The organism is Fibrobacterota bacterium, from assembly GCA_019509785.1.
Taxonomy (GTDB): Bacteria; Fibrobacterota; Fibrobacteria; order UBA11236; family UBA11236; genus Chersky-265.
This window is the reverse complement of sequence record JAEKLQ010000027.1, coordinates 1-19,964: the sequence shown is the minus strand read 5'-3', so window position 1 is coordinate 19,964 and position 19,964 is coordinate 1. Positions and strand designations below refer to the sequence as shown.

20 protein-coding genes are annotated in these 19,964 nt (G+C 64.2%); 12 read left to right on the top strand and 8 right to left on the bottom strand.

Annotated features, from left to right (window positions below; all coding sequences use genetic code 11):
- Window positions 1-18 precede the first annotated feature (18 nt).
- The 5 genes from JF616_05830 to JF616_05810 all read left to right on the top strand — a co-directional run bounded on the left by JF616_05830 (window position 19) and on the right by JF616_05810 (window position 3,741).
- A complete protein-coding gene (locus JF616_05830) occupies window positions 19-393 on the top strand; it encodes a hypothetical protein (GenBank protein ID MBW8887264.1) in 375 nt (124 codons plus the stop codon).
- A gap of 170 nt (window positions 394-563) precedes the next feature.
- The gene (locus JF616_05825; protein ID MBW8887263.1) at window positions 564-1,682 is read left to right on the top strand and encodes a glycosyltransferase family 4 protein; all 1,119 of its coding nucleotides are present in this window, start codon (window positions 564-566) and stop codon (window positions 1,680-1,682) included.
- Complete coding sequence (locus JF616_05820) at window positions 1,679-2,698, top strand: DUF2334 domain-containing protein (protein ID MBW8887262.1); 1,020 nt, start codon at window positions 1,679-1,681, stop codon at window positions 2,696-2,698. Before JF616_05825 ends, JF616_05820 begins: the two co-directional genes overlap by 4 nt.
- A 145-nt stretch (window positions 2,699-2,843) precedes the next feature.
- On the top strand, window positions 2,844-3,281 hold the full coding sequence (locus JF616_05815) for an Hsp20/alpha crystallin family protein (protein ID MBW8887261.1): 438 nt from the start codon (window positions 2,844-2,846) through the stop codon (window positions 3,279-3,281).
- A gap of 52 nt (window positions 3,282-3,333) precedes the next feature.
- Entirely contained in the window at window positions 3,334-3,741 is a 408-nt protein-coding gene (locus JF616_05810; GenBank protein ID MBW8887260.1) for an Hsp20/alpha crystallin family protein, read from the top strand.
- A gap of 14 nt (window positions 3,742-3,755) precedes the next feature.
- On the opposite strand, the gene JF616_05805 is transcribed toward JF616_05810, so the two are convergent.
- Together JF616_05805 and JF616_05800 are read right to left on the bottom strand one after the other, a co-directional pair.
- A complete protein-coding gene (locus tag JF616_05805; protein MBW8887259.1) occupies window positions 3,756-5,672 on the bottom strand; it encodes a DUF4153 domain-containing protein in 1,917 nt (638 codons plus the stop codon).
- 156 nt (window positions 5,673-5,828) lie between these two features.
- Window positions 5,829-6,611, bottom strand: a complete 783-nt coding sequence (locus tag JF616_05800) for a PDZ domain-containing protein (GenBank protein MBW8887258.1) — start codon at window positions 6,609-6,611, stop codon at window positions 5,829-5,831.
- A 441-nt stretch (window positions 6,612-7,052) separates the two neighbouring features.
- Between JF616_05800 and JF616_05795 the strand changes: the two genes are divergently transcribed.
- Window positions 7,053-8,420 carry a hypothetical protein gene (locus JF616_05795; protein ID MBW8887257.1) on the top strand — a complete coding sequence of 456 codons (1,368 nt, stop codon included), beginning with the start codon at window positions 7,053-7,055 and terminating at the stop codon, window positions 8,418-8,420.
- A gap of 102 nt (window positions 8,421-8,522) precedes the next feature.
- On the opposite strand, the gene JF616_05790 is transcribed toward JF616_05795, so the two are convergent.
- The 3 genes from JF616_05790 to JF616_05780 are packed head-to-tail and all read right to left on the bottom strand — an operon-like array spanning window position 8,523 to window position 10,653.
- A complete protein-coding gene (locus JF616_05790) occupies window positions 8,523-9,020 on the bottom strand; it encodes a TPM domain-containing protein (protein MBW8887256.1) in 498 nt (165 codons plus the stop codon).
- Window positions 9,021-9,022: 2 nt separating this feature from the next.
- Window positions 9,023-9,967 (bottom strand): YgcG family protein, encoded by a 945-nt coding sequence (locus JF616_05785; GenBank protein MBW8887255.1) that lies wholly within the window; start codon window positions 9,965-9,967, stop codon window positions 9,023-9,025.
- On the bottom strand, window positions 9,967-10,653 hold the full coding sequence (locus tag JF616_05780) for a LemA family protein (GenBank protein ID MBW8887254.1): 687 nt from the start codon (window positions 10,651-10,653) through the stop codon (window positions 9,967-9,969). Before JF616_05780 ends, JF616_05785 begins: the two co-directional genes overlap by 1 nt.
- A gap of 155 nt (window positions 10,654-10,808) precedes the next feature.
- Here JF616_05780 and JF616_05775 point away from each other — a divergent pair, with 155 nt between their 5' ends.
- From JF616_05775 to JF616_05755, 5 genes are read left to right on the top strand one after another with little or no spacing between them, the layout of a single operon-like run.
- Window positions 10,809-12,005: an ABC transporter substrate-binding protein gene (locus tag JF616_05775; GenBank protein MBW8887253.1), complete on the top strand. Its 1,197-nt coding sequence runs from the start codon at window positions 10,809-10,811 to the stop codon at window positions 12,003-12,005.
- 38 nt (window positions 12,006-12,043) lie between these two features.
- Entirely contained in the window at window positions 12,044-12,946 is a 903-nt protein-coding gene (locus JF616_05770; protein ID MBW8887252.1) for a branched-chain amino acid ABC transporter permease, read from the top strand.
- On the top strand, window positions 12,946-13,947 hold the full coding sequence (locus JF616_05765; GenBank protein MBW8887251.1) for a branched-chain amino acid ABC transporter permease: 1,002 nt from the start codon (window positions 12,946-12,948) through the stop codon (window positions 13,945-13,947). The genes JF616_05770 and JF616_05765 overlap by 1 nt, the downstream gene beginning before the upstream one ends.
- Window positions 13,947-14,717 (top strand): ABC transporter ATP-binding protein, encoded by a 771-nt coding sequence (locus JF616_05760; GenBank protein ID MBW8887250.1) that lies wholly within the window; start codon window positions 13,947-13,949, stop codon window positions 14,715-14,717. The genes JF616_05765 and JF616_05760 overlap by 1 nt, the downstream gene beginning before the upstream one ends.
- Window positions 14,710-15,414 (top strand): ABC transporter ATP-binding protein, encoded by a 705-nt coding sequence (locus tag JF616_05755; protein ID MBW8887249.1) that lies wholly within the window; start codon window positions 14,710-14,712, stop codon window positions 15,412-15,414. The genes JF616_05760 and JF616_05755 overlap by 8 nt, the downstream gene beginning before the upstream one ends.
- Here the strand turns inward: JF616_05755 and JF616_05750 are convergent.
- The 3 genes from JF616_05750 to JF616_05740 all read right to left on the bottom strand — a co-directional run bounded on the left by JF616_05750 (window position 15,399) and on the right by JF616_05740 (window position 19,133).
- A complete protein-coding gene (locus JF616_05750) occupies window positions 15,399-16,418 on the bottom strand; it encodes a DUF1835 domain-containing protein (protein ID MBW8887248.1) in 1,020 nt (339 codons plus the stop codon). The two genes, JF616_05755 and JF616_05750, sit on opposite strands and share 16 nt — an antisense overlap.
- 250 nt (window positions 16,419-16,668) lie before the next feature.
- The gene (gene nadE / locus JF616_05745) at window positions 16,669-18,660 is read right to left on the bottom strand and encodes an NAD(+) synthase (protein MBW8887247.1); all 1,992 of its coding nucleotides are present in this window, start codon (window positions 18,658-18,660) and stop codon (window positions 16,669-16,671) included.
- Window positions 18,657-19,133 carry an acyl-CoA thioesterase gene (locus tag JF616_05740; GenBank protein MBW8887246.1) on the bottom strand — a complete coding sequence of 159 codons (477 nt, stop codon included), beginning with the start codon at window positions 19,131-19,133 and terminating at the stop codon, window positions 18,657-18,659. The genes nadE and JF616_05740 overlap by 4 nt, the downstream gene beginning before the upstream one ends.
- 98 nt (window positions 19,134-19,231) lie before the next feature.
- On the opposite strand from JF616_05740, the gene JF616_05735 reads away from it, so the two are divergent.
- Window positions 19,232-19,964: DUF1080 domain-containing protein (locus JF616_05735; protein MBW8887245.1), on the top strand; the 733-nt coding region annotated here is incomplete at its 3' end.

Sequence of the window (19,964 nt, the reverse complement as noted above, 5' to 3'; positions counted from 1 at the left end):
CCCAATCTAGGAGGCCCCATGGAAAATCCTTCCCCGTCCGGTCTCAATCGCAGAGAGTTCCTGGGAACGGCCGCGGCCGCCCTTCTCTCCGCCATCGCCCTTAGCCTGCTTGGATGCGGGGACGATAAAGGGACCAGCGATTCGGCCGGGGCCGGCGATATGGTGGGGGACATCGCGGACAACCACGGGCATCGGGCCATCCTTTCCAAAGCCCAAATCGACGCCGGCAGCGCGGTCGACCTGCATATCCAGAACACCGCGAACCATGACCACACCCTCTCCCTCTCCGCGGAAGATATGGCCAAACTGAAGAACGGCGGCATGGTCACCGTGGAAACCGGTACGGCCTCCGATCCCGCTAATCCACACACCCACAGCGTAATGTTCATGTAATCGGGTTCCGGCCCAACCGGTACCCCTCCCGCATGAATTAATTTCTAGGACGCGCCGCGGTCCGATGCTTCCGCCGCGCGGAGGTTCCGATCGGACATTTCGACGTGGTGCTTACTTGTAACTACTCTCCTTGGTCCAATTACCGTGGAGGCGGCCAGAAGTCCACCCATATGCTGGCCAGCGCCTTCGCGCGCGCGGGCCGCCGCGTCTGCGTGGTGTATAGCAAGTCCCCCTGGGAAAAGGTTCCCGTGCCCGCGGCTCTCCCCTATGCCGTCCGTTGGGCCTGGTTCGTCGGCATCAGCCCCGGCATCAGTTCGCCTTTCCGCTTCCTGAACGGATTCACCTACCTCCTGGCCGTCCGCGGCTTGATCGGCCCCGGCACCCTGGTCATCGGCAACGGGGACGAGTCCAGCCTGCTCTGGCTCATCCGGCCGCGCGGGAGGCTCATCTTCTCCAGCCGTAACACCTGGGATACCTGGCTCAAGGGACGCGATTGGACCCGGCCTTCGACCTGGCTGCGCGCGCTTTTCAAGGAACCGCGGGACGCCGCCGCAGTGCTGGCCGCCCGCCGCGCCGACAAGGTCGTTTGCACCAGCTCCTTCTCGCTCGCCCAGGCCTGCGATTGCTTCGGCATCCCCGCCCATCGCGCCATGGTCATCCCCAACGGCTTGGATCCGTCCTTCCAGGGAGTCGCCTTCCAGGAATCAGGCCAGCGCGGCGTGCTCTTCTTCGGGCGCCTGGCCGCCAATAAGGGCGCGGCCCACGCCCTGGAAGCCTGGCTGCGCCTGCCCGAGGCCTTACGTCTGACCCATCCCCTCACCTTCGTCGGGGACGGGCCGCTTCAGGCCCGCTTGCAGCGCCAAGCCGCCGAGGCGGGCGCCGGGGCCCAAGTCCGCTTCGCCGGTTGGTTGGCGGGGCCGGAATTGGCGGAGGCCATCGTAGGGCATCGGCTCGTGGCCTTGCCCAGCCTGGAGGAATCCTTCGGCAACGCCATCCTGGAAACCTTGGCCACCGGTCAGGAACTGGTCTCCACCACCGCTTGCTCCATTCCGGAGATCGCGGGACCCTTCGGCATTCTCGTTCCCGCCGGCGACATCGCGCAGTTGGCCGCGGGCATGGAACGGGGATTGGGCCGCATCCGCGATGCGCAGGAGATCGCGCGGCAACGCCGTTATTTCCTGGATCGCTTTTCCTGGGATCAGGTGGCGCAGGCCTACTTGAGCGTAGCGGAAGGCGCCGCGACCGGGCCGGAACTGGCCGGAACGCGGAAACCGGCTCTCCCGGTATGATTTCCCTCGGCCTGGTGAAGGGCGCTTGCCTGGCGATCCTTTCCGGCGCCTGGGCGGATGCGTCGGCCGGTCCCCCCAACCGTTCCGCCGCCAAGCCCATCCGCCTGGCCTTGCGCTACGACGATTGTTCCGCGCTTTCCCCCGGCGACCTGGAAGACCGCATCCTGGCGGCCTGCGCCCGTACGGGCGTCCCGGTCACCTTCGGCGTGATTCCCGATCCCGCGATGGGGGGAAGCTTGGGCATGCCCGCGGACCGGATCGCCAGGTTGACCGCCGCGGCCCGTAGCGGGGTGCTGGAAATCGCCTTGCACGGCTGCACCCATCGTTCGCGGGTTCCGGGAAGCAAATCCGAATTCGCCGGCGTCGCCGCGGAAGATCAAGACTCCCTGATCGCGCGCGGACTGGAGTTATTGAAGCCGCTCGAACCCGCGCCGCGCACCTTCATCCCGCCCTGGAACGCTTACGACGGGGCGACCATGGCCGCCCTGGAAAGGCACGGCGTGCGCACCCTTTCGGCCATCGCGGGAGGGCCATGGCGGATCGGTTCCCGCCCGGCCAACCTCGCTTTCCTGCCCTCCACCTGTGTTGTGCCGGAGATCCGCGCCTCGGTCGCCGAGGCCCGCCGCCATGGCGGCGGGATCATCGTCCCTTATTTCCATCCTTACGATTTCAAGGAGATGAATCCGGCGCGCGGCCTGTTCACCTTCGCCGAATTCGAATCCGCCCTGGAGTGGATCGCCGCGCAACCCGATATCGAAACCGGAACCTTGGGCGCATGGCGGGACCTCCCCGAAGCGCGGCCCCAGATATATTCCGGCTACTCCCGCTGGCATACCTTGGCGCCTTCGGGCTTGGAACGGATGCTGCGCCCCGCCTACCGCGTTTATCCCTTCGCCGCTTTTCCCGTGGCGGGCGGAAGCCTTTGGTTGCGCCTGGCCATCTTGGGCGGTTACTTCGCCGCCGCCCTTCCCGTGCTGGTGCTACTGCGATATCTGTCGCGTTTTTTATCGCGTTAAGTTCCCTATTCCCTTGGCGAGTCGAAGTCCTTCCTTCCCACCCGGACGCGAAGGTATTTTCTAGGGAAGAGCATCCCGGCGCCGCCGGGGATCGGATTCATTCCCCGCCTCGCGCCGCATCCACCCATCGACCAAGGAGGCCGGTATGGCAGCACTCGATTGGACGTTCGCGCCGATGGCAAACCTCGAACGGGAGTTCGATCGCTTGCGCAGGCAAATGGATTCCGTTTTCGGCCGCATCGGGCCCGATTTCGCGGCCGGTTTCCCGCCCATCAATATTTACGACCGGGACGCGGAAATGATCGTGGCCGTGCAGGCGCCCGGCATGCGGAAAGAGGATCTCGGCATCGAACTACGCGAGAACACCCTTACGGTAACGGGACGCCGCGACGCCCCCGAAGCCTCCCGGGACGCGTCTACCTTGCGGGAAGAAAGCGCCTTCGGGGAGTTCCGCCGTTCCGTGCGCCTGGAACCGCGCCTGGCCCAGGACAAGGTCGAAGCCAAGCTCAAGGACGGCATCCTTTGGCTGAGGCTGCCCAAGAGCGAAGAGGCCAAGTCGAAGCAGATATCCATCAACGCATGACCATCAATGCATCAAGCGAGGCGTCGGGGAAGACGCCGGAAAGGAGGACGCCATGGCAACGGAGATCTCCAAATCCAAGCGGGACGTTTCCCGCAAGGAAGCGGGCGGCATGCCCGAGAACCTGAAGGAACTGGAACAAGCTTTTCTACCCGATGCGTGCGTTTACGAAAACGAGGACGGCTTGATCTTATCTCTGGATGTCCCAGGGGTGGAAAAGGGACAAGTGCGCGTGGAGGTGGACGAATCGGACACCTTACAGGTCTATGCCCGCAACGGATTCAAGGAACCCGAAGGCGCGCTATTCCGGGAATGGGCCCCGGGCAATTACCATCGTTCCTTCCGGTTGGGCCAGGGGTTCGATAAGGATTCCATCCAAGCCCGGCTCGACATGGGAGTCCTGGAGTTACGTATCCCGCGCCGGGAAGAAGCGAAACCCAAGCGGGTGGAAATCCAGGCCTAGGAACGAACGGTTCCTTAACGCGCGTCCCCCGCGCTTTGCGCGAGGGCGGTCCGTCCCCGGGCGCGCGGCTTGCCCTTCAGGGCCACGAAGAGATCGACGGCGAAGCCTTTCAGGCGCGCCCCGTCCGCGTCCGCCAATCCGTTCAGGCTGCGCAGGTGGGCCAATACCTTTAGCTCCGCGTCCTCCGCCTCGAGCTGCATCTCCTCCGGCGGAAGATTCAGGTCGTAGGCGTCCGGATAGCGCCGTCGGAGCTTCTGGAAATGACCCGCCAAATCCAGCGCCAGGCCGCTGGTATCCTTTCCGCTTTGGAACCGCAAAAGCCCCGAGGTGGAATCGAAGGCGAAACGGAAAGCCGCATCGTCGGCGGGGGCGTTCTCGTCGCTGGCCGCGGGCGCGCCCGGTCCGATCCGGAAATCGGCGATCAGATAATCGAAGCCCGTCACCTTGCGCAAGGGCGCGGCCAGCCCGCGGCAATTGAAAGCCACGGCTTCGGCATGGTCCGGTCCCGTGGCTTCGGGGGGCATGAAGGGCAGTTCCAACGCTTCCAGCAACGCGAACCGGCTGTCCAAGGCCTTGTGCCAGGCCACCGAATTGGTCTGCCCGGAATCATCTATAGCGGGCAGCCAGGGCTTCAAATCGGATAGGCGTTCATGTTCTTCCAAGTACCCGGCGATGCCCCCGATTTCACGGATGGCCAGGCGAGGGACGCGGCCCGGCGCCTTCGCCAGCTTGCCACCCACCAGCATGCCGTGCGAATCGAGCAAGCCCTTGAGCCGAAGCTCCTGGCTCTTGCGCGAAACCTCGAATGCGCCCCAAGGCCCGAAGGCGGCCATCAAGGCGGCCAGGCACAGAGAGCCCGGAAGCAAGCGCAGGTCCCGCGGAGCGTCCACGGCGGCATGCAAAACGATTCCGGCCAGCCAGACCCCCAGGGCCAAGGCGAAATAGCGGTTCTCGGTGATGCCGTATTCCTGCACGCGTTTGCCGATGGCGGCGAAGAGCAGGATCAACACCGGGACCAGGGCCACGTGGAAATGCCGACAATACAGCTTGACCCAACGGTTCCCTCCGCGATCGGCCAGGGGTTGCGCCAGGAACAGGCAGAGCAGGGCCATGCCGCAGAAGGCCAGTAACAGCCAGGTTACCCAACCCATGGGCCAATGGCCCATCATCATGGTGCGGACGCCGTAGGCGTAAATTATGATCAGGTAGACGCAGACCAGGGGCATAAGGATAAGCTGCACCAGCACCCGCAATTGGCGGGGATAGGGATAGACGGGTTCGCTCTCGGCCGGGGCGGCGGCGGCTGCGCTTACCGGCATGGGCACGCCCGCCAGGAAGAACCAGGTATTAAATACGCCCAACGCGAAGATGCCCGGATCGAGGAACCATGCGTCCGGGAAATCCAATTCGAATAGCCCCTTGATCGCCGCCAGGCCCAACCCCAGGCCCAAATGCATGAGGGCGCCGTAGCCCAGGGACAATCCCAAGCGCGAGGCCAAGCGCTGGTTATAACGCCAGAAGGATTCGGCGCTGGCGCCCGGCCCGATGCCGGCCGCCAGGGAAGCGAGCAGATGGGCCGCCAGCATGCACAACCAGAAGCGGGAGACGCGTACCGGCCAAGGGGATGCCGCCATCAAGCGATAATACCCGAGCAAACACGCCACTCCGGCGCCTTGCAGGCCCAAGGCCGCCCACATGGGCAGGCGCCTGGCCTCGGCGGCGGCGGCCAAGGCGAAGAGGAACGGCACGCCCAACCAGGCCGTCATGGCCAGGTTGCCCGCCACCGCGCGCGCATCGCTTTCCCCGAAGGGCAGATGGTTCAAGGTCAGCGCCGCCACCGCCCCGATCACCCCCGCTGCGAAAACCAGGGGGAAACGCGCCAAGGCCCCCAGGGCCTGGCGCATGGCATGGTTCAAGGCGATTCGTACCACCGCTTCGGCTCTCCCTCTCCCGGACGCGCAGGGCATCCAGGTCAGCCAAGGAATATCTACCTAATGATACCGGGCGCAAGGGATTTTCGCGCGCCTAAGGGGAACGGTGGCGCCCCTTAGGCGCCGAAGCCGGAAAATCGCTTCAATTGAAGCGATTCAATTAAAACGGATAGGCATGTAAAGGACATCCTCGCCGCGACGCACAAGCAGCAATATCCTGCCGCGCTTCCGTCCGTTGGAAACGGCGGCCAACAAATCGCCCGCCGACCTCAGCTCGCGGCGATTCGCCTCCACGATCAAGTCGCCTTCCTGGATCCCGGCCGCTTGGGCCCGGCTGCCTTCGGCCACGCTCAGCACCACCACGCCTTCGCCCGGCCCGATTCCATACCGGCGCCGAAGCCAGCGATCGGGATCGGCGACCTTCAACCCCAGGCGTTCCCCGCGCGGCATCTCCCGATCCTCCTCATCGCCCCCGACGCGGGCCGCGGGCGGCATGCTCCTGGGGGTGATGGACAGTTCCAGGGTCTTGATGCCGCGCACCAAGGTGAGATCGGTCTCGCGCCCGGGCTTGATCGAGCCGAAAGCCGCCGCCAACCCGTCGGCGCCCCGCACCACCGCATCCTCCACGCGCAGGATCACGTCCCCGCGCTTCAATCCCGCCTCCTCGCCAGGCCCCCCGGGTAACACCGCGGTTACGATGGCCCCCTTATCGGCGTGCAGTCCCAGGGCATCGGCGAGCTCGGCATCCACGCTTTGCACCGAAAGCCCCAAGCGGGATCGGGCCACCGAGGCGGGGGAAACGGGTCCGTCCTCCTCGCCGTTATACGATCCCGTCTCGGACTCCAGATGGCGCGGGGGGGAGGCATGGCCGGGAGCGGCCAAGGCGAGGAGGGCCGCCGCGAGCGCGGCGATGCGGAAAGGAACGGGCGCGAGGGACATGGAGGGCCTCCTGGAGATCCGGAGCCGGAATGGCATCCGGAAGCTTGCCCATTCCCAAGGCAAAGCCCGTACCAACCAAGGAAGCGGCGAAATGAGGCCGCCAGCAGCACCTCCCTGCCGAAGCATCGCCCTCCCGTTGTCCGTTCCCTGGACATCGCCCACGGATTGGACATTGAACCTGATGGGCGGTTGGTCGGCGATCGAGCCGCTTACGGGCATTGAATCTTGCGGAAAATAGCCGCCAGAGCGCCAATTTTTGTAATCATCCTATATTTTATTTCCTTCGAAATTTCTCTCATAATATGGCTTTAATTCATTTAATTTTGGGTTTAATCTGAATATTATGTAATCATTATCCGATATGTACTTTACACAGCCTAGCGCAGGGCGGTATATTCAAAGCGTGTCGGACGGCTTTTTCCATTTTCAAAAGGAAACCCCATGAATCCCATCCTTGCCCGCAAGACTGCCCGGGCCGGCCTTCTGGCCGCGGCCTTATTCCTCGGAGCCTGCGTCACCTCCAACGAGGACAAAATCGCGGTCGATCCGCAATTCAAGAACGCCAAGGTGGACGCCCAAGTGGCGGGCCGCACCTTGATGAACAGCTACTCGCAAAGCCTGCAATGGAATTCGACGGCGACCGCGCCCACGGGCCTGGAGGATCTCAATGGCATTTCCACCGGCGTCGGGAGCTTGCAAAAGGCCGCGGCCTTGGCCAAGGGCGCCGCCGACATCGACATCGGCGGGGGCGTGATGGCCAACCTCGACGACACCGGCAAGGGCTTCGCCCTCATCTACCATAAGTACAACATCGTGCTGAACAGCATCGAGGATACGGCCATCGTGAAATGGGATGACCGGGCCCGGGACACCGCCCAGAAGGACAAGAACATCATCTCTTTCAAGCGGGTGAACCGCGGCATCGGCAACCTGCGCGTAGAGACCAGCGAGTTCGCCGATGCCGATGGCGACGGCCTGGTGAACGCGGTCGCGGGCGGGGACAATAAGGTGAAGATCACCTTCACCGTGGATCAGGGCGGCAGCGTGGAAAAGACCGAGGTGGTAGCCGGAGCCGGAAAGGACGAGAACTTCGATACGGAAGACGACAATATCGTGTACGAAGCGAAGTGGACCCGCAGCAAGGACGGCGTGGTGATCGGGACGGGTTCATTCCAGGACGCCGACGGCGACGGGATCGTGGTCGACAATTCGAAGGACTGCATGGTGCTGGTCCAATACTCGGACATCGAGCCCAAGGATCGGCCCCTGATCGAGAGGGTGGACTTCAAGGCCAAGCTGAAGGTATTGGCCCATAAGGCAGGTAACGAACCCAAGAGCTTCTCCTACGTGGAGACCACCAAGAACGGGCGGACCAATTCGGCCACCCTCAAGAACCGCGCGGGCGGGGAGGAGATCGTGAAGGGCGACACCATGTACGTGACCCTGGAAACGACCAAGACCGCCGATGACGATACCTTGCAGCATGCCGTCATCGTATTCGCCATGAATCCGGGCCAGGATCTTTCCACCGATGCCGATGATTCCTGCTACAGCATCCACGTGGAAAGCGATAAGCGTTTCGGCCTGGAGCGCCATGCCGAGTTCGACTTCGTAAGCGCCTCCGCCATCCCCCATGGCCAGCTTCCCACGGCGGGAACATTCTCGGGCGAGGCGGATTACGCCAACGGCACGAGCGTGACCCTGAAAGGTTCCTTCTCCCCCACCGGCTTCTCGGCGGAGTACAAGGGCCCGGACGGTTCGGCCAAGGTGGAATGGAGCCTGAGCGGGATCCTGACTTCGAATCCGTAATTGGCTTGGGAAGGAATGGGAATCAAATAAATCCGTCCGGGAACGTCTGACACCCTGGACGGAGGGCCGCGGTTCCGCCTTGCCAAGGGGCGGGCCGCGGCTTCAGAACATCACCGGCTCATCCGGCAACTCGTTCACGTCGGCGCCCCGCCGCGGGAAATGGGTCTCCAGATGGCGACCCACTTCGGCGATGCCGGCCAGCACGCCGGCTTCGAAACGACCCGCCCGGAACTCCGCTTCCATCTTGCCGCAAATCGCTTCCCAGCCCTCCGCGCCCACCTTGGCGTGCACGCCGCGATCGGCGACGATTTCCACGTTCCGATCGGCCAAGAGCAGGTAGATGAGGACGCCGTTATTGGCCTCCGTGTCCCACACCCCCAGCCGCGCGAAGGTTTCGATCGCCTTCTGGCGGGCGCTGATCCCATGCAGGATTTCCGAGGCATGCAGGGAGGATTGTACCGCGAAACGGATCTCGCCATGATGCTTGGTTTCGGCCGCCGCGATGGCCGCCGTGATTCGATCCAAGGAAGCTTGCGGGAAGGTCCGATCGCGCTCCGGCTTTCCGATCCAAAGATGGCGCGCCAGGCGTTTCCAATCCATCTTCACCATCCCCCCGATGCGCCGCCGCCGCCGAACCCGCCGCCGCCGCCGGAAAAGCCTCCCCCGGAGCCGCCGCCCCATCCGCCTCCGGATCCGGCGCCCCAGCCTCCCCCGCCCAGGCCGCCGAAGCCCCCGAAACCGCCCGGTCCGCGTCGCCGTACGCCGGATCCGCCCAAGCCGCCGCCGCTGCCGAAGATGGAGGTAAGTATGAATGCCAGGAAGCCCAGGACCGAGGCGAAGGCGATGGACTTCAGGATCAGGAACGCGATGCCGCCCACCACGCCGCCCGAAACCAGCCCGCCGCGCATGGGGCCGAAAAGGGCGGCGACCCCGCGCGCGAGGGCCCAAGCCATGAACAAGGCCAGGAAGAGGAGGCCCGGGGTCGTGCCGCCGCCGGGCGAACCGGTCCGGGAACGCGGTTGCGGCGCGGGCAGCGGTTCGCCGTCGATCACCTTCACCATCGCGTCCACGCCCGCCGCGATGCCGCCGTCGAAATCGCCCTCGCGGAAACGCGGGGCGATGATGTCGCTGATGATGCGCTTGGAGGCGATGTCGGTGAGCGCGCCTTCCAGGCCGTAGCCGACTTCGATGCGCAAGGCATGATCGTCCTTGGCGACCACCAGGATGGCCCCGTCGTCCACCTTCTTGCGGCCCAGCTTCCATTGCTCGGCCACGCGGATGGAGAATTGCTCGATGGCCTCGGGCTGGGTGGTGGGAACGATGAGCACGGCCACTTGGCTGCCCTTGCGTTCCTCGAAGGCGGAGAGCCTTTCGTCGAGATCGCGTTGGACTTCCGGGGAAAGGGTGCGGGTCAGATCGACGACCCGTCCGGACAAGGGCGGGACGGGAACGCGATCGTCCGCCGCGCGGGCGATGGCGGCGAAGCCGGTTAGCAGGATGAACAGGAGGGCCGCGTTCAGGGGGACGCGCGCCCTGGCGGTCCGCATCAAGGGGATTTACCGCCGGCGGCGGGCGCGGACGGGGCCGCGGAACCGGTCGGGGCGGCGGGAGCCGCCGGGGGCGGGCCGAAATCCACCTTCGGAGCCGTCGAGATTTCTTGCTCGTTCTCCACCGAGAAGTTCGCCTTGGTCTTCATGCCGAACATCTTGGCGGTTAGGTTGCCCGGGAAGGACCGTACCTGCACGTTGTATTCGCGCACCGCGTCGATATACCGGTTGCGCGCCACCGTGATGCGGTTTTCCGTGCCTTCCAATTGGGCGGCGAGATCCCGGAAGGATGCGTCGGCCTTGATGTTGGGGTAATTCTCGCTGACGACCATCAGTCGGCTCAAGGCCCCCGTCATGCTGCGCTGGGCCGCGATGAACTTGTTCATGGCTTCCTGATCGTTGACCAGTTCGGGCGTGGCCTGGATCGATCCCACGCGGGCGCGGGCGTTGGTCACTTCGGTCAGGACCTTTTCCTCGTGGGTCGCGTAGCCTTTGACGGTATTGACGAGGTTGGGGACGAGATCGGCGCGACGCTGGTACTGGTTCACCACTTCCGACCAGGCGGCTTTGACGTCCTCGTCCTTGGATTGCAGCCCATTATACCCGCATCCGCCCAATAGGAGCGCGGCTCCGAACAGGGTCAGGAGCGCCAGGAGACGGTGAATTCCGGATTTCGTTTGGGACATTTCGATTCCTCTCGCGATTGCCAGCATGAATATAAATCTTATCTTTTCGCCGGCCCGTCTCCGCGGCGCCAATGCACACGTGAGGTTTCGATCAGGTAACTCGCCTGATCTCTCAACCCCGAACAAAGGCCGACCCTATGCCGCTCACGACCCCGATGAAGCTCAAGTCCCGGGCGAGCCTTCTGCTCGATAAGCTCCACCTGCTCGCCCTTCCCGCCCTGGCCGCCGCGATGCTGGCACTGGCCGGGTGCGACAAGAAGGATGCGGGCAACGAGATCCTCATCGGGGAATACGGATCGCTCACCGGCGCGACCGCCACCTTCGGGCAGAGCTCGAAGAAGGGGATCGAGATGGCGGTGGACGCGATCAACCAGAGCGGCGGGGTGCTGGGCAAGAAGCTGAAGGTGCTGGTAGAGGACGATCAAGGCAAGCCCGAAGAGGCGCAAACCGTGGTGACCAAGCTCATCAACAAGGATCGCGTGGTCGCGCTGCTCGGCGAGATCGCTTCGTCCAATAGCCTGGCGGCGGCGCCGGTGGCCCAGGCCAGCCGCATCCCCATGGTCAGCCCGGGCTCGACCAATCCCAAGGTCACCCAAGTGGGCGACTACATCTTCCGCGTCTGCTTCATCGATCCGTTCCAGGGTCTGGTGATGGCCAAGTTCGCCATGAACACCTTGAAGGTCCATAAGGTGGCCGTGCTGCGGGATATCAAGAGCGATTATTCCGTGGGACTGGCGAATTTCTTCGTGGAGAACTTCAAGAAACTGGGTGGCGTGATCGTCGCCGATGAAAGCTATAGCCAGGGCGATAAGGACTTCAACGCGCAATTGACTTCCATCAAGGGCAAGGATCCGGAAGCGGTATTCGTGCCCGGCTATTATACCGAGGTGGGACTGATCGCCCGGCAAGCCCGCAAGGCGGGCATCAAAGGTCCCCTACTGGGCGGCGACGGTTGGGATTCCTCCAAGCTCTGGGAAATCGGCGGGGATGCGCTGAACGGATGCTATTACTCCAACCATTACTCCGTGGACGATCCCAGCCCCATCCTGCAGAAATTCGTGAAGGACTACAAAGCCCGTTACGGGACCACCTCCGATAGCATCCCGGACGCCATGGCGGCCTTGGGGTACGATGCGGCCCTGGTCCTGGCCGACGCCATGAAGCGCGCCAATAGCACCCAGCCCGATAGCATCAAGATGGCCCTGGCCCAGACCAAAGCCTTCATGGGCGTCACCGGCAATACCACCCTGGACGAGAACCGCAATGCGGTCAAGCCGGCGGTGGTGCTCGAAGTGATCGTGGACGAAAAGGGCAACGGCCGCAACAAATTCAAGGAATCGGTATCCCCTTAATCGTCGCGCGCGGCGGCGCCGGAGCGGGCCTCTAGGGCATGCAAAGCTTCCTCCAGCAGCTCATCAACGGCATTTCCCTGGGCAGCATCTACGCCTTGGTGGCCCTGGGCTACACCATGGTTTATGGCGTACTGAGGCTGATCAATTTCGCCCACGGCGACGTCTACATGCTGGGGGCATATTTCGGCTATTACTCGGCGCGGTTCCTGCGGCCCTACATGAGCGGCAACCCCTGGCTGGATACCTTCGAGGTGCTGGCGGCGTCCATGATCGGCTGCGCGATCGCGGGCCTGCTCATCGAGCGCCTGGCCTACCGCCCGGTCCGGCGGGCCTCGCGGCTGACCCTCCTCATCATCGCCATCGGCGTCTCCTTGCTGATCGAGTACAGCAGCCAGCTCGTCTTCGGCGCGGAGCCTAAATTCTTCCCGCAGCTGATCCCGGAAAAGGCTTGGCACTTGGGCGGGGTCATCATCACCAACCAGCAGATGGTGGTGTTGATCATGGCCGTGCTGCTGATGGTGCTGCTCAATCTTTTCATCTACCGCACCCGCACCGGCAAGGCCATGCGCGCGGTCTCCTTCAATCTGGACGCGGCCAAGCTGATGGGCATCGATACCGATCGCATCATCGCCCTCACCTTCGCGCTGGGTTCGGCATTGGCGGCGGCCGGCGGGGTGTTGGTTTCCATCAACATCCCCGGCATCGATCCCCTGATGGGCGTGATGACGGGGCTCAAGGCCTTCGTGGCCGCCGTGCTGGGCGGCATCGGCAACATCTTCGGCGCGGTGATCGGCGGCCTCATCCTGGGGCTGGCCGAGGTGATGGTGGCCGGCTACGGTTCCTCGACGTACCGGGATGCGATCGCCTTCTTGATACTGATCGCCATCCTTTTGTTCAAGCCTTCCGGCATCCTGGGCAAGGGGCAGGTGGAAAAGGTTTGATGCCGGCCGTGGTGAAACGCCTGCTCTGGCTGTTGGGCGCGCCCTTGGCGCTCCTGGTCCTGCAATGGGGCTTATCGGCCCTGCTCCTGGACGGGCCTATCCGGCAGGGCCCTTATTACTACCAGATCCTCATTCTCGCCGGCATCAATATCGTGCTGGCGGTGAGCCTCAACCTCACCAACGGCATCACGGGCCAATTTTCCATCGGGCATGCGGGCTTTTTCGCCGTGGGCGCCTACGTCGCGGCTTCGGTCAGCTTTTACGGCGGGCCGGCCCTTCGTTCCGCGCTGGCTTTTCTGCCGCCCCTCGGCCAGGATACCGGGGTGCTTTTGGCCGCGCTGTTGGCGGCGGCCATCGCCACCGCCTTGGCGGGCCTATTGGTGGGCATCCCTTCCTTGCGCTTGCGCGGCGATTACCTGGCCATCGTAACCTTGGGCTTCGGGGAAATCATCCGCGTGCTCATCCTCAATATCGACGCGGTGGGCGGGGCGCGCGGGTTCGGGGGCATCCCCAAGCTGAGTAACTTCTTCTGGGTCTACCTGCTGGTCTTCGCCGTCATCGCGACCGTGCGCAACCTCGTGCGCTCCAGCTACGGCCGCGCCTTCCTGGCCATCCGCGAGAACGAGATCGCGGCGCAAGCCATGGGCATCGACGTCACCCGCCATAAGGTGCTCGCCTTCGTGATCGGCGCGGTGTTCGCCGGCATGGCGGGTTGCCTGTTCGGGCATTTCACCATGTATCTGCATACCAACTCCTTCACCTTCGTGAAGTCCTTCGAGATCATCATCATGGTCTCCATCGGCGGGCTGGGCAGCATCGAAGGCGCGGTGCTAGGCGCGGTGTTGCTCACCATCCTGCCGGAGGCCTTCCGCGGCTTCGAAGGCATGCGCATGGTCATCTATTCCCTGGCCCTCATCCTCATCATGATCTTCCGTCCGCAGGGCTTGCTGGGCACGGCGTCCTTGTTCGGGGGCCGCGGGAAACGGAAGGCGAAACCCTGATGGCCGGCTTGCTGGAGGTCGCGAGCGTGACCATCCGTTTCGGCGGTCTCGTAGCGGTGAAGGATCTTAGCTTCACCGTGGCCGAAGGCGAATTGTTCGGGCTCATCGGGCCCAACGGCGCGGGTAAGACCACGGTTTTCAACCTCATCACCGGCGTCTACGCGCCCACCGCGGGTACCATCCGTTTCGCCGGTCGCGAGGTGCAGGGACGTCCGCCGCACCGGATCGCCGCGGCCGGCATCGCGCGCACCTTCCAGAACATCCGCCTGTTTCCCGATCTGACCGTGCTGGAGAACGTCATGGTCTCGCGCCATATGCATCGGCGGCAAAGCCTGGCCGGCGCGATATTCCGGACCGCGGATTTCCTGCGCGAGGAAGAGGAGTTCCGCGCGGACGCGTTGCGCCTGCTGGAGTTGTTCCAGATGGGGCATTTGGAGAACGAGCAGGCCGCCAACCTGCCGTACGGCTCGCAACGGAGGCTGGAGATCGCGCGCGCATTGGCGGCCAAGCCGCGCCTATTGCTTCTGGACGAGCCCGCCGCGGGCATGAATCCGCAGGAGTCGGCCGATCTCATGCGCCTTATCCGCCGGGTGCGCGACGAGTTCAAGGTTTCCATCCTGCTGGTGGAGCACAACATGAAGGTCGTCATGGGCGTGTGCGAGCGCATCCAGGTGCTGGTGCACGGGGAAGGCATCGCCATCGGGGAACCGGGGGCGATCCGCAGCGACCCGAAGGTGATCGAGGCCTACCTGGGGCAAGAGCATGCTTGAACTAAAGCAGGTCTCCAGCCGCTACGGCGCCATCGCCGCCTTAACCGAGGTCAGCTTCTCGGTGGAGAAAGGCGGCCTGGCCACCCTGATCGGCTCCAACGGGGCGGGGAAATCCACCACCTTGCGCAGCATCATGGGATTGGTACAACCGTATGCCGGCGAAGTGCTGTTCGAGGGGCGCAAGCTCAACCGCATGCCCACCCACAAGATCGCCGCCCTAGGCATCGCCTTGGTGCCGGAAGGGCGCGCCGTATTCGCCAACCTTACGGTGCGCGAGAACCTGGAGCTGGGCGGCTACCTGGGAAGGGACGGGAAGAAGCTCCGTCGCGACCTCGATCACGTTTACGAATTGTTCCCGCGCCTGAAGGAACGCCTGGCCCAGATGGCCGGAACCTTGAGCGGGGGAGAACAGCAAATGCTCGCCATCGGCCGGGCGCTGATGGCGAACCCGCGCCTGCTGCTGCTGGACGAGCCTTCGCTGGGCTTGGCCCCGTTGGTGGTGAAGGCCATCTTCGACGCCATCGCGCGCATCAACGCGGACGGAACCACGGTGCTGCTGGTAGAGCAGAATGCCAACCTGGCCTTGGCCCGATCAAAGCACGCCTACGTGCTCGAGACCGGACGCATCACTATGAGCGGTCCTTCGGGCGACCTGGCCAAGGATCCTCGCGTCCAGGAAGCCTATTTGGGGGAATGACGCCGGGGTTTCCCCGCGGCCTTCGGGGTCGCTTTCACGGCTTTCTTCCGCTTCGGGCCGCGAGGGGCTGCCGCCTGGGTAACATGTCCGTTACGGGAAGCCGGTTCGGCCAGGGGATCGGATTCCGCTTCCTCCAGTCGCGTTCGGCCGGCGTCGGTCAGGTGCAACTTCCAATCCTCGGGGACAGGAGCGTGGCCCGACCGGGGACGCGTTCCGGTTAGAGAGATGAGCGGCTCTGGCGATTCGGAAAGGTCCAGCGCGTAGCGGGCGATCTGCATGTCCCCCAGCCCCAGCGGCTTCACCATAGGTTCGGACCAGGCACGCCGGGCGTAGTGGGCGAAATCGAGCGGCCCGGAGGCGAGCGGACGGAGCAAGGCGGCTTCCAAGGCGTTGGGGCCGCCGTGGGCGGTGGGCAATCGGCCCAGATGCGCGCGCAGCCCTTGCCTAAGCGCGGGCCACGGGGCGAAACCATCGCCCGATTTCGCCCAGGCCAGGAAATCCTCCCAACCGGTCGTGGAGTTGGCGGCATAGGCCTTCCATACCTTGGCGGCCAAGTTCGTAAGCGGGGTCTTGAGGGGTAGGCGGTTGGCCAACAACTTGGGGAATGCCGCGGGCAGGCGCGCTCCCAGCGGTTTATCGGGGCAGATGATGGAGACGCGGCCCTGGCGGCGTAAGCCCGTGGGTAGATGGGCCAGCAGATAGATGAGATGGATCTGGCAGAAGAAGTCCTCTTCGAACCAGAGGACGACTTCGCCCTTGCCCCGGGCGGCCCTATCCAGGGCGGCGAACAGGGCCCGCATATCGGAACGGTATTTCTTGGCATCGGCGCCGTACTTCGCGTGCAGGAAAGCGCCTCTCGCCTTGAGGTCGATGGGGCCGCCGTCCGACGAGACGGGCCCTTCCATGAGCATGTCCTTCCAAACCAGGAAGGTCCCTTCGACGGGGCTTTGCTTCAAAAGCGCCAAGGCGGCATCGCCATTCACCACGTGCAGCATGGAAGCCATTATAATCCTTCCCGCCTATGCGCGCCAGCCCGGAGTGGGAACGGTCTTTTGCCCGGAAGGCTCAGGGCGGGGGGTCCTTCCGAGACTACGGCGCGCCATTGGCGCGCCATTCGGAGCGCCAATGGCGCTCCCTTTTCGCTGCGTTAGCGCGCGCTTTGCGCTCCTTTTGCACGCTGTTGGCGCCGCATTGGCGCTCCATAAGACGCTCCATTGGCGCGCCACGACCCACGAGGCTGCACGCCAGCTTCCATTAGCCAGGCCGGGTACCACCGCCGAGCAGTCGCTCGCGCATTTCCCGGTACCGGACCGAATAGAACGGCGCGCCCAGGGACTCGCGATGATCGAAACCGAAGGCGCGCGAGCTGATGGCCAGGATGGGCGGGGCTTGCACGCGTTTGGCCACGGCGATGCCGTTGTATAGGTTCCACCAACGCTCCAGATCGCGCACGAAGCCCTGGGCATCCGGGAATAGGCGGTATACGTCGGCAACGGAAAGGTCCAGCCCGAGTTCGGAATTCAGGGTGCCGGCGGCGTACCATTCCAGGATTTCCTCCGGAGTGGCGCGGTTCCAGCGCTGCACCCAGGAAAAGAACAGCCGGTCGTGGTAAGGGTAGATCAGCGGATCGCCCTTGCCCTCGTCCACGGATTGGTGCGCGCCCAATTCGGCGCTGGGGACCACGTTGAAAATTCCTTCGGGGATGGCCTCCCGCCCGAACACCTCGTCGTTAAGATAACGGCCCAAGGCGTATACCTCTCCTTTCCAAAGGTCGCCGATCAATGCCAGGAAGCCGCCCAGGTCGCCGTACAGGGTGCTATAGCCCACGGTGAGCTCGGCCTTGTTGGCGTTGCAGGTGAATACGCCTCCGAAGGCGGCGGCCAACGCCGCCAAGATGCGGCTGGAACGGTCCCGCGCCTGCACGTTCTCCATGACGAAACCGGCCAGGGAAATGGGGGCGGAATGCGCTCCGTCCAAGGAGGCGATCTGCGCGCCATCCAATTGCGCTTGGGTCAGGTTCACGCTGTCTTCGATCGGCAACTCGGCGTAGAGGCAACCCAGGTTTTCGGCCAGGCGCCGGGAAAGATCCCGGGTGGTGGCGCTATTGTAGCGGCTGGGCATGTTGGCAAGCAGGATGTTTTGGGGCGGGAGGAACTCGCGGTAGAGCGCGGCGGCCACGGCGCTATCGATGCCTCCCGATACGCCGATCACGACCCTATCGGTTCCGATCGAATCCAGGAATTCGCGGGCCCCGAAGCGCAAGGCCTGATGGATTTCGCGGATGGCGCGCGCCGTGCCGTTGGCCGCCCCCGTGGTCCCGGGGCTGCCGACTTCGTCTTCGGCGGCGGTCGCCTCGTCGGCCGGGGCCCAATCCAGTCGCCCTCCGGCATCGTCGAGGGACAAGGGCAGCAGGGCCTCTTCGAAAGCGGGCAATTCGGCCCGGATGGATCCGTCGGCGGCGTAGGCGGTGCTCCGGCCGTCGAAGGTATACAGGGTTTTGCCGTTGTTCTGGAGGCCGGTGCAATTGACGTAGAGGAGCGGCGCCCCGATGGCCCGCACCTTGTGCGCGAAGACGCGGCTGCGTTTCTCGTTCTTGCCTTGGGTGAAGGGCGAGCAGCTCAGGTTAAGGAGGAAATCGCAGCCCTTCGATCCCAGGATGGCCAAAGGCTTCTGGGCATAATCATCCTCCCAGGCGTCCTCGCATAAGAGGATCCCGGCCCGCACGGAACGGCCGCCCAGGCGCATGGGGATGGGCTCCAGGAGGGATTCCAGCGGGCGCCCGGTTTCCAGGGCCAGCTTGCGCGCGTCCTGGAAATGGCGGGGCTCTTCGAACTCGCGGTAGTTGGGCAGCAGGGTTTTGATCCCATAGGGACGCCCGAGGCCGGGATGCATGGCGGCCACCCCATCCTGGGCGGCGATATAACCGTTGTATTTGCGGGGACGGCCGTCCTCCCCCTTCCGGCCCCATTCGGGGATCACGGTGCCGAACACGGCGGCCAAGCCTTCGCCCGGGCCGCCCGGACCCGTAGCGGCCACGATACGTGCCGCCCAGCTTTCGCATTCCCTCAGGAAAGCGGGCCGCTCCCACATGTCCCCCAGCAGGTATCCGGGGAGGCACATCTCGGGAAAAGCGATCAAGTGCGCGCCCAGGCCCCGGGCCCCGTCCAGTAGTTCCAGCATGCGGGCCCCGTTACGCGCCGGATCACCGGGGAAGACCTGCATCTGCGCGATGGCGATCTTGATCATGTCTTGCCCAGTTGTTCCGCCAGGCTCAAGCGGTGGTTCCTCCGAATCAGGGCCTGATCGTAACGCCGTTTTTCCTTTTCGGATTCGGGGATGATCGGCGCGATGGCCTTGGGCTTACCGTCCTTGTCCAGCGCCACGAAGGTGAAATAGGCCGTGCACACGTGCTCGGGAGCCTCATGGCCCGGCGCCAGGGTGGTGGCGACGACGCCCACTTCCATCGAATGGGCGAAGGCCCGGTTCACCGAGGCGCGGATGGTCAGGATGGATCCGTTCGTCACCGGCTTCTTGAAGATGAGGTTATCGATGGAAACGGTCACCACGGTCCCGAGCACGTGCTTGATGGCGCTGATGGCGCCCACCTTATCCATCCAGGAAACCAGCTTCCCGCCGAAGAGAAAACCCAGGCTGTTGAGATCGCCGGGCTGGATGAATTCGGAGGATTCCGTGATCGATGCGGCTACCGTATGTTCCATCTACTGAATTTAACCGACCTGAGGGCGGCTGGCACGTTTCCCGGTTTCGGCCACGACCTTCGCTGGACAAGGCCCGGCGCCCGACCTAGTTTTCCCGTATGCGCCTGCCGTTCTCGATCGGGATACTGCTGGGTCTCGCCGCCATGACCCTCCGCTGCCAAGCCTCGCCCGCCTCCCCAGCCGACGCGGGAGAGGAAGTCTGGATCCAGGGGGAATACGCCGGACCGATGGGAAGCAGCGGCGCGCCCATGGGGGTACAGGTGGTGGCCAATGGCCAAGGCCAATTCACCGTGGTCTTCCTGACGGGAGGCCTGCCCGGCGCCGGTTGGGACATGGCAGGCCGTAGCGAAGCATCCGGATCGCTGCGAAGCGAAGGCGTTCCCTTCGCGGCCACGACCACCGGAGGATACTCCGGGCTCCTCTCCCCCGACGGCTCCAGCCTACACGGCAAGTCTCCCCAGGGCGATTCCTTCTTCCTGCCCAAGGTGCAGCGGCAAAGCCCCACCTTAGGCGCCGCGCCGACGACGGGCGCCCTGGTGCTCTTCAACGGCCAGAACCTGGACGCTTTCGAAAAGGGTTCGGCCGTCCTGGACAGCGGCCTCTTGTTGCCGCAAGGTTCGGCCTCCACGGGCGCGGTGACGACCCGATCCTTCGGCAGCTTCACGTTGCACCTGGAATTCCTCGAGCCCTTCATGCCGGACAATACCGGCCAGGCCAGGGGTAACAGCGGCGTTTACCTGCAAGGACGCTACGAATTGCAGATCCTGGATTCCTTCGGGCTCGACATCCATCGCAGCCCCGCCGGCGAAGAAACGCAGGAGTGCGGGGCCT